At 49.1% G+C, this 3,038-nt stretch carries 1 rRNA gene; it reads left to right on the top strand.

Annotated elements, in window-relative coordinates:
• Positions 1-25 precede the first annotated feature (25 nt).
• Positions 26-2,912, top strand: a 23S ribosomal RNA gene (locus CSC79_RS19915).
• The last annotated feature ends 126 nt before the right edge of the window (positions 2,913-3,038 follow it).

Below are 3,038 nucleotides of genomic sequence, written 5' to 3'. Positions count from 1 at the left end.
AAACAAAGACCCGTTTGGGTTGTATGGTTAAGTGACTAAGCGTACACGGTGGATGCCTTGGCAGTTGGAGGCGATGAAGGACGTATTAACTTGCGATAAGCTTAGTCAAGCTAGTAAAAAGCACTTGAGACTAAGATTTCCGAATGGGGAAACCCACCTGCTTGCAGGTATCGTTAACTGAATACATAGGTTAACGAGGCGAACGCGGAGAACTGAAACATCTAAGTACCCGTAGGAAAAGAAATCAACCGAGATTCCGGAAGTAGCGGCGAGCGAAACCGGAACAGCCCTTAAGCTTATTATGTGTTAATGGAAGGCTCTGGAAAGTGCCACGATACAGGGTGATAGTCCCGTACATGAAAATGCATTTTAAGTGAAATCGAGTAGGTCGGAGCACGTGAAACTTTGACTGAATATAGGTGGACCATCATCTAAGGCTAAATACTCCCAACTGACCGATAGTGAACCAGTACCGTGAGGGAAAGGCGAAAAGAACCCCTGTGAGGGGAGTGAAATAGAACCTGAAACCGTGTACGTACAAGCAGTAGGAGCAGACTTGTTCTGTGACTGCGTACCTTTTGTATAATGGGTCAGCGACTTATATTTTGTAGCGAGGTTAACCGATTAGGGTAGCCGTAGGGAAACCGAGTCTTAACTGGGCGAATAGTTGCAAGGTATAGACCCGAAACCCGGTGATCTAGCCATGAGCAGGTTGAAGGTTGAGTAACATCAACTGGAGGACCGAACCCACTAACGTTGAAAAGTTAGGGGATGACTTGTGGCTTGGAGTGAAAGGCTAATCAAACCGGGAGATAGCTGGTTCTCCCCGAAATCTATTTAGGTAGAGCCTCGGACGAATACTTACGGGGGTAGAGCACTGTTAAGGCTAGGGGGTCATCCCGACTTACCAACCCTTTGCAAACTCCGAATACCGTAAAGTACTATCCGGGAGACACACGGCGGGTGCTAACGTCCGTCGTGAAGAGGGAAACAACCCAGACCGCCAGCTAAGGTCCCAAAGTCATAGTTAAGTGGGAAACGATGTGGAAAGGCCCAGACAGCCAGGAGGTTGGCTTAGAAGCAGCCATCCTTTAAAGAAAGCGTAATAGCTCACTGGTCGAGTCGGTCTGCGCGGAAGATGTAACGGGGCTAAACTATGCACCGAAGCTGCGGATTCAGAATTTATTCTGAGTGGTAGGGGAGCGTTCTGTAAGCGGTTGAAGGTGTACCGGGAGGTATGCTGGACGTATCAGAAGTGCGAATGCTGACATGAGTAACGATAATGCGGGTGAAAAACCCGCACGCCGGAAGACCAAGGGTTCCTATCCCATGTTAATCAGGGTAGGGTAAGTCGACCCCTAAGGCGAGGCCGAAAGGCGTAGTCGATGGGAAACGGATTAATATTTCCGTACTTGGTATAATTGCGATGGGGGGACGGAGCAGGCTAAGCAAGCATGGCGATGGTTGTCCATGTGAAAGTGAGTAGGTTGGTGACTTAGGAAAATCCGGGTTGCTAAGACTGAGACACGAGACGAGCCACTAAGGTGGTGAAGTTGCTGATGCCATACTTCCAGGAAAAGCCTCTAAGCTTCAGATTATACCGAATCGTACCCCAAACCGACACAGGTGGTCAGGTAGAGAATACTAAGGCGCTTGAGAGAACTCGGGTGAAGGAACTAGGCAAAATCGTACCGTAACTTCGGGAGAAGGTACGCTCCGATTGGTGATGAGACTTGCTCTCTAAGCTAATTGGAGCCGCAGTGACCAGGTGGCTGGGACTGTTTATTAAAAACACAGCACTGTGCAAAATCGCAAGATGACGTATACGGTGTGACACCTGCCCGGTGCCGGAAGGTTAATTGATGGGGTTAGTTTTCGGACGAAGCTCTTGATCGAAGCCCCGGTAAACGGCGGCCGTAACTATAACGGTCCTAAGGTAGCGAAATTCCTTGTCGGGTAAGTTCCGACCTGCACGAATGGTGTAACCATGGCCACGCTGTCTCCACCCGAGACTCAGTGAAATTGAAATCGCAGTGAAGATGCTGTGTACCCGCGGCTAGACGGAAAGACCCCGTGAACCTTTACTACAGCTTGGCACTGAACATTGAACCTACATGTGTAGGATAGGTGGGAGACTTAGAAGCAGAGACGCTAGTTTTTGTGGAGTCGTCCTTGAAATACCACCCTTGTAGTTTTGATGTTCTAACGTTGGCCCCTGAATCGGGGTTACGGACAGTGCCTGGTGGGTAGTTTGACTGGGGCGGTCTCCTCCCAAAGAGTAACGGAGGAGCACGAAGGTTGGCTAAGTACGGTCGGACATCGTACGGTTAGTGTAATGGTAGAAGCCAGCTTAACTGCGAGACAGACACGTCGAGCAGGTACGAAAGTAGGTCATAGTGATCCGGTGGTTCTGAATGGAAGGGCCATCGCTCAACGGATAAAAGGTACTCCGGGGATAACAGGCTGATACCGCCCAAGAGTTCATATCGACGGCGGTGTTTGGCACCTCGATGTCGGCTCATCACATCCTGGGGCTGAAGTCGGTCCCAAGGGTATGGCTGTTCGCCATTTAAAGTGGTACGCGAGCTGGGTTTAGAACGTCGTGAGACAGTTCGGTCCCTATCTGCCGTGGGCGTTTGAGAATTGAGAGGGGTTGCTCCTAGTACGAGAGGACCGGAGTGAACGAACCGCTGGTGTTCGGGTTGTCATGCCAATGGCATTGCCCGGTAGCTACGTTCGGAACTGATAAGCGCTGAAAGCATCTAAGCGCGAAGCAGGCCTCGAGATGAGTTCTCACTAGACTTTTAAAGTCTCTGAAGGGCCGTTGAAGACTACAACGTTGATAGGCAAGATGTGGAAGCATGGTGACATGTTAAGCTAACTTGTACTAATTACCCGTGAGGCTTAACCATACAACGCCAAACGCGTTTTATGTGATAGTGAAACAAGCGAAGAAGTTAATATAACTAAAGTAGATAAGATTACTTTATTATCAGAAATTCCAAATTTTAGTAAGTTTGATTAAATCGAACTTACAC

It is taken from the genome of Pseudoalteromonas sp. 3D05, from assembly GCF_002723455.1.
GTDB lineage: Bacteria > Pseudomonadota > Gammaproteobacteria > Enterobacterales > Alteromonadaceae > Pseudoalteromonas.
The sequence above is the reverse complement of the archived record's forward strand: the minus strand, read 5'-3'. Positions and strand labels throughout refer to the sequence as shown.